This window comes from Candidatus Zixiibacteriota bacterium (assembly GCA_034439475.1).
Lineage (GTDB): Bacteria > Zixibacteria > MSB-5A5 > GN15 > FEB-12 > JAWXAN01.
Genome location: JAWXAN010000007.1, coordinates 87,746 through 94,919, shown reverse-complemented (window position 1 = coordinate 94,919; position 7,174 = coordinate 87,746). Strand labels below are relative to the sequence as shown.

Annotated in this window: 4 protein-coding genes; all 4 read left to right on the top strand. The window is 50.0% G+C overall.

Going from position 1 to position 7,174, the window contains the following annotated elements; translation table 11 throughout:
- Positions 1-113 precede the first annotated feature (113 nt).
- The 4 genes from SGI97_00795 to SGI97_00780 all read left to right on the top strand — a co-directional run bounded on the left by SGI97_00795 (position 114) and on the right by SGI97_00780 (position 7,145).
- Positions 114-1,040: a TIGR00282 family metallophosphoesterase gene (locus SGI97_00795; GenBank protein MDZ4722441.1), complete on the top strand. Its 927-nt coding sequence runs from the start codon at positions 114-116 to the stop codon at positions 1,038-1,040.
- Between the two features lie 36 nt (positions 1,041-1,076).
- On the top strand, positions 1,077-1,976 hold the full coding sequence (locus SGI97_00790; GenBank protein MDZ4722440.1) for a tetrahydrofolate dehydrogenase/cyclohydrolase catalytic domain-containing protein: 900 nt from the start codon (positions 1,077-1,079) through the stop codon (positions 1,974-1,976).
- Positions 1,977-2,271: 295 nt separating this feature from the next.
- Positions 2,272-5,319 (top strand): hypothetical protein, encoded by a 3,048-nt coding sequence (locus SGI97_00785; protein ID MDZ4722439.1) that lies wholly within the window; start codon positions 2,272-2,274, stop codon positions 5,317-5,319.
- Entirely contained in the window at positions 5,316-7,145 is a 1,830-nt protein-coding gene (locus tag SGI97_00780; protein MDZ4722438.1) for a PorV/PorQ family protein, read from the top strand. Before SGI97_00785 ends, SGI97_00780 begins: the two co-directional genes overlap by 4 nt.
- Positions 7,146-7,174: the final 29 nt, after the last annotated feature.

Genomic DNA, 7,174 nt, shown 5'->3' with positions numbered 1-7,174 from the left:
ACTTGCCCCCCCGCCCAAATTGTATTACACTCTCTGCCGTAAGAAGCTATTGACCGGCGCAGGGCGGAGCGCACCCCCATAAACCCGTATGTCCGCCTTAGAAAGTTTTTCGTTTGTCTGAACATATCCCTTCTGGGCCAACCGACACAGGGGAGAACATCCCCGAGACCCCAACACCTGACAATACCACTTCGCCTGATCTCCCGACGGAGATCACCATCATGTTTGTCGCCGATATTTGCGGCAAACCCGGGCGTCAGGCCGCCGCGCATCTTATTAAACCGATGCGGGCCAAACATAATGTCGATTATGTAATCGCCAATATCGAAAACGCGGCCGGCGGTTTTGGCATCACACCCGAGATGTCTCGCAAAATCTTCACGTATGGCGTCGACCTGCAAACCTCGGGAAACCACATCTGGGACCGGGTGCAGATTCTTGAATATTTCGAGCAGAGACCGAAACTGTTACGCCCGGCAAATTACCCCCCCCATGTGCCCGGCGGCGGAGTCTGGGTCGATACCGTCAGAGGCCACAAACTGTGTGTGATGAACCTCATGGGCCGCGTCTACATGAATAATATCGACTGTCCCTTCCGCGTCGCTAACAAAGAGATCAATCAACTGGCCGAAAATGTCAAAATGGTTTTCATTGATTTTCATGCCGAAGCCACAAGCGAGAAGCAAGCCCTTGCATACTACCTCGACGGAAAAGTTTCAGCGGTTGTTGGCACCCATACCCATGTCCAGACCGCCGATGAAAAAATTTCAGACCGCGGCACCGCCTACCTCACCGATGCCGGCATGACCGGTCCCCATGACTCGATCATCGGCATGGAAAAAGGGCCGTCGCTCGGAAGATTTTTGACCGCCATGCCTAAACGGTTCACAACAGCAGTCGACGATGTCAAGATGATGGGGGTAATTGTCAGAGTGAATACCGAAGACGGCCGCGCGACCCATATCGAACGCTACCAAGTCGATTTCGATATTTCCAAAGTCAGCCTCAAGGATACAATCGACGTCGACGCCGAGGCATGAGCCACCGCTGCCATGAAGCGCTTGTTGATACATTAAATGTCTGAGACTCGTGGAAATATAATCGACGGCAAAGCTGTCGCCAAAGCTGTCAAAGACGCGCTCAAACCTCGCATTGCCGCGCTTTTGAATTGCGGAATCACCCCGGGTCTGACCGCAATTCTTGTTGGAGATGATCCCGGTTCTGAGACGTACGTGCGAAACAAAGTCCTCGCCTGTGAGAAGCTTGGATTGGCATCGCAAGTCATCAAACGTCCTTCCACAATTTCACAAAGCGAACTTGCAGATATCATTGCCGGGCTAAATGCGGACACAAAGGTGCACGGCATCCTCACCCAATCCCCCCTCCCGCAGCATATAGACGCACTTTCGGTGACACTCGCGACCGACCCAGCCAAAGATGTCGATGGCTTTCACCCTTACAATTTGGGGATGCTATTGATAGGACGTCCGACTCTTATTCCATGTACTCCCTACGGCATACAGGTTCTGCTCGAGCATTACCAGATTCCAACGGCTGGCAAGGAAGTGGTTGTGGTCGGACGATCAAACATAGTTGGCAAACCAGTCGCGGCTCTTCTTATGCAAAAAGGGATGTGGGCCGATGCCACTGTAACTGTCGCGCATTCAAAATCGACCAATCTGGACAATATCACCTGCCACGCAGATATTCTTATCGCGGCAATCGGATCGCCGAATTTTATAACTGCTCCAATGATAAAACCCGGCGCGACAGTCATCGATGTCGGCATAAACCGGCTTTCTGACAGCAGTCAGGCAAAAGGGTACAGGCTGGTTGGAGATGTTGATTTCGATTCCGCCAAAGCTGTCGCATCGCATATTACTCCTGTTCCCGGCGGAGTCGGCCCGATGACAATTGCCATGCTCATGCAAAACACAGTCACAGCCGCCGAGCGTCAAACAGGCATTTCGCGCTAACGCTAAAATAAATCAGCCCTCTATCGTTATTATATTGCTAATAAGACGCAATTACTTACATATTGGCTCGTGGCTTGAATGATTGCGTAGTTGACTTCTCAGGAGAAGCGGCACTTCAAGACCCAGACTAACGGTTTTCCCCAGTCTCAAAGCCAAAAAAAGGCTCGGGGAGAAGGTCTGTGTCAATTACCTGCGAACCAACGTATTTATTTGCCCGACAGGGATTTAAAGGGCATGCACTTTGCTCTGTGTGGGGACAAAGGAAGTGAATTCTTAAACAATACACGACGTATTTATGCGCGCCTCGGTTTTGTCTCTTTTCCCAGTTCTTCTTTGCCTTACGGTAATTTGTCTATTCTGTCCTCAAAACGGATTTGCTCAGCAATCCGACAAGACGGCAAATTTTGTCGATTCATTACTTTCGGATGCCCAAAATAATTCGCAGAGTTTACAATATAGTCCCGTTAATACAAACGCCGTCGACCAGATAATCCTCGATATTTCTCCGGTCCAAGTTGAGGGACGGCAGTTTGTGACCAAAGCAAGAATCGTCCTCCTCGATGCCGCAAACAACCTAATCACAAATTATGATCTCGCCGCAAATCCAATAACTTTGAGTACACCGGGCGGAAGTCTGACACCGTCGGTTCTGTCCAATCCGTCCCTCTTTAACTCTGGCGTCATAGATTTTCTACCCGCCGGAGTAATCTTTAGAGGAAACACCGGTGCGGTCTCGATTACGGCATCAAACGGCTCGGCGACGTCATCTGTGGTGATTGTGTCATTCAACGGCTACGATGTTCGCAAGGCTTTCGATTTTCGAGGGATGCCAGTGACGACTATATACTCGGAGCTTTCGACAACTATCGATGTAGAAATTCAGAATCGCGGAAATCAAACGGCATCGATAAATCCTGATTTGAAATCCTTCTTTCTTTCCGGAGGCGGATCGGTAAGAATTTTTGTGACGCCGACTGCAAATGGAATTATTGACACGGTCTCAATCCTCCTTCCCACCGAAAATCTCACAGCGGGCATCGAGACCCTGGCCTTGAGCCTTGAAAGCAGATATACAATCAACGGCTCTGCATATTCGACAATTGACACACTCTATGTCCCAGTCATGGTTTTGGGACAAACAGTTTTTACGCCTGTGCCCGGGTCATTTACGCCATCATCGATATATAGCGGCGTACCTTTTGATCTTGGTTTCGACATCCTGACAACAGGTTTTTCCGGAACAGTGGATAGCACACGGCTCATCGTTGGACTCGCTGATACAGTCGGCGGAGTATCGCTGGTGACCGTCTACAACGGCAACCCGCGCAATTCAAGCCTTTCGCCCAATCTCATCCAATACCGAGGTCTGATTTCACTTGTGCCAGAAGATATTTTAACTCTCAATCGCTGTTATTCGGTCAGACTTGACTTCAAGCTATACAGTGGAGGGAATATTATCCCCGTTTCAAATACCTATCCGTTCACACTTTGTGTTCAACCTTTAGTTAGTCCAACATATGTCCCGGGTAGTTTTGGACCATCTGTTGTCGGCGGGGGAAAGGCCTCTTCATTTCAATTTACGCTCAATCTATTGGGCGCACCTACTCTGGAAATTGAGCCAAACACCGCTACTTTTAATCTGAGCGGAAACGGTTTCAGCGCAACCATCCAGCTTTCAATCCCCAATAATCAGCTTGTTTCAGGTGCGAATGTGCTCAAGACAGAAAGTATTTTCCTGCCCGCAGAACGCGCCGGAGAATCTTTCTTTGTCGATGCGGAATTGAAATTCAGAATCCCTGGCTCGGCCAATTATCTGACATTCGTGACCGACTTCAATCAACAGACAGTGCAGGTTACTGAAATCCCTGTCGTACAAGTCAAACAGGTAAACGTGCTTGCCCCGAATGTGCCAAAAGTTAATATGGGTCAACTCTTCCAAGTCAGAGCCGTCATTGAAAATGTTTCCTCGGTCCCAACTGACACCTTCACTATCCGGCTTGTAACCGATGGCCAGTCTATTTTTGATTCAACGCTGACAGTGCCATCCATCCCTCCGCACGCAACCTATGAACTATATTTTTCAGTCACAGGCGGAGGGCTGTCCAATCCATCTGAGATTTTCAGAGTTGATGTCACATCTGAAGGTGTAGATCGACTGCCGCCCCTTGATAATCTTGCCCTGGTGTCAGTTGAAGAGCCTGCGTTTTTGAGACTTGATCCGTTCCTTACTGGAGCCTCCGGAGGCAAGGTCGATACCGGATCGCAGTTCACGCTCGATATACTCCTGCGCAATGTTGGTGAAGCCGATGTCAGCACCGGGAGCTTTAAATTAACAACTGGCGGGGTGGATTTGGGCATTCCAAGTCCGTTATCCGGCTCACTTCAGGTGGGCGAGAAGTTTACCGTCGCGCTGACAGCGCCGGGTCAGGACACCTTGATAACATTGGAATTTGTTCTGACAGACAGGCCAATTGACCTCAATACCGGACTGCCCGCTCAAATAGCTGACACTTCTTTTTCAGTTGCCTTGGCGGTTGTTTCATCGGATGCGTCGCTCCTTGCCTCGACCGCGCTGGTAAACGCAAATGTTATCGCCGCGGGAATGAGCGCAGACCTCTTCCAACTGACTCTCACAAATAATTCCCCCGCAACCCTTGGAGCTGTAAGACTTGAGAAGATAGACCTTGATTTTTCAGATGAATCGGGAGCGTTCCTGCCTCCGGGTTCACTTATTGAGATATCACAATCGGGCTTCTATGAAAGTGATAATTTGGTGACTACTGCGTCAGCTTCGGGCGGTGTCTTGAGTCTCGAATTCGACTCGCTTTTGATTGCAGTCAGTGAGACCAGGACGCTTATCTTCCGTGGCCTGGTGGAGAATTCAAAAGATGCTAAGTTCACTATAGTCGTCAATAGAGAGAGCCTATTGGCCAAATACCTCGGCGGGCCGCTGCAAGGTATGCCGATAGATGTTGTATCTGCCAATGGAACCAGCGCGCTTCTTTCACAGCTGTATATCACAACGGAAAGTAGTTTTTCATCTTCATTCGTTATGCGAAAGAATCCCTTCAACCCCACCCTCGAGCCGGCCGCCTTTCGATTTATTCCCCCGGCAACTGGTAGTGTGGAATTCAAAATATTTACCCTGCTCGGAGAGGAAGTCTTCGGACGATCGCTTTCCCAAAACGAACTGATTGTATCAAGCGGAGGGTCGTTCACAGAGGTGTTGTGGGATGGAACAAACAACAGCGGACGGACTGTCCTCAATGGTGTGTATGTCGTGACGATTACCCATAGCCAGAGCGGCGACCAGGCGCGCATCAAGGCGGCTGTCTTAAAATGAAACGCACACGCCTTCAATATCTCCTCATGGCACTTGCCGTTTTCGGTCATTCGGAGATCGCAATAGGAAGCGACGCGGGCTTTCAATCCCCATTCTCGCTTGGTGTCACCGCGCGGTCAATCGGTTTCGGTGGAGCGATGACATCGCTTGCAGCCGACGCGTCTTCGATTTATTACAACCCCGGCTCGCTCTCTCATCTGGAATATCAGGAATTCTCGTTTTTGCACACCGTCCTCTTTGCCGGCTCGCTTTACGACGGCGCAAGCTGGGTCTATCCGGTGTCGGCCGACCAGGGAATTGGCATTGGATTTATTCGCCTCGGTACCGGCGATATTGTCCGATACGAGGACTTTAATGACATGGACGAATTCGACTATTCAAGCACGCAGATTTCTTTCGCATATGGCCGAAAATTGTATAGCGTCCTTTCGGCTGGGGCTACTCTGAAGATAGTCCGCCAGGCCCTCGATCGATTTTCTGACTATGGTGTCGGGGCGGATTTTGGCATTTCAGCCCGACTCTCGGATCATTTCTCATTTGGTGTTATCGCCAGGAACTTCTCGGGCGCAAAAGCAAAATTACAGCAAACCAGCGAAGAAATCCCTACTTCGTTCGCCGCAGGTCTCTCCATGAGCCGCCTCATGTTGTCCTCTACCATCGAGGCCGCACTTACTGCGGATATGGAAAAAGGGGAGAGCCGCGATATCCTTGTTCGAGGAGGAAGTGAGGTGCTCTTTTATAACACATATGCCCTGCGAGGGGGATACGACGGTCAGAATCTGGTCTTCGGCGCGGGATATAATCGCGGCGCGCTCAGTCTTGACTATGCCTTTACGCTCATTGACCTTATCGGCGACAGCCATCACTTCTCGCTCTCCTTCCGAATCGGACCCTCGCTGACTGAAAAAATGCGACAGCAGGAACTTGACCGATTGGATCAGTCAAGCGCGACCGATAGACTGCGACGCTTTGAACAAAATCGTCAAAAGGCCGACACATTCTTCGCCCAGTTTGAACTCGACAGCGCGCTCATATACTATCAGCGAGCGCTCGCTTTCAATGAAACCGATCAAAATATTATCGGTACAATCGCCGCGATTGAAAATGCCCGTGCCGTTCAACAGCAACAAGAGCAGAATCTTCGCGAGACCGAAGCCGAAATGCGGCAGTCAATACGAAACTATTATGACCAGGCCAATCAACTCTATGGCAGGAGATTCTACCGGCCATCGCTCGATTTACTATCTTTGATATTTGATATTCAGCCTGATAACTCGCAGGCGCTCGAATTAAAACGAGTGATTGAAGTGTCGATCTCCTATGAAATCGCAGCAAATCTTAATCTCGCCGATTCCACCGCCCGTTTGGGACTGGCCTCAGAGGCTATCGACGCCTATAATCATGTGCTTGATCTGGATCCTATAAACGCTCGTGCGCTGGAAGGGAAAAAACGCACCCTGTCGGGTCTTGATTTGGTTAAACAACTCAATGCCGCCATTGATCTCTTCAACCGCCAGCAATTCCCGGAGGCCGCAAAGCGCCTTACCGCGATTCTTGAAGCAAACCCGAACGAAAAACTTGCTCAAGAATACCTCAGCCGGATTCAGACAAGCGAAACTCATTCCACAACCTTTGAGGACCTCCAAAATGACCGAACCTACTGGCCGATATATCTCGAAGGTTTGCGCCACATGCGAAACAAAAAGTATGAACAGGCTATTGCGGCATGGAAGAGAGTCCTCGAAGCCTATCCTAATAATCCAAACACTTTGGACAACATTGAGCAGGCCGCGCTGCGTCTACAATCCGAGCAAGGCGGACAGTAGCTTCATGGGGTCAGGATTCAACCGGTGAA

Bases quoted from the DNA above. Each gene is read 5' to 3' on its own strand.
- SGI97_00785 (MDZ4722439.1), top strand. From the start codon at position 2,272: ATGCGCGCCTCGGTTTTGTCTCTTTTCCCAGTTCTTCTTTGCCTTACG.
- SGI97_00780 (MDZ4722438.1), top strand. From the start codon at position 5,316: ATGAAACGCACACGCCTTCAATATCTCCTCATGGCACTTGCCGTTTTC.
- SGI97_00790 (MDZ4722440.1), top strand. From the start codon at position 1,077: ATGTCTGAGACTCGTGGAAATATAATCGACGGCAAAGCTGTCGCCAAA.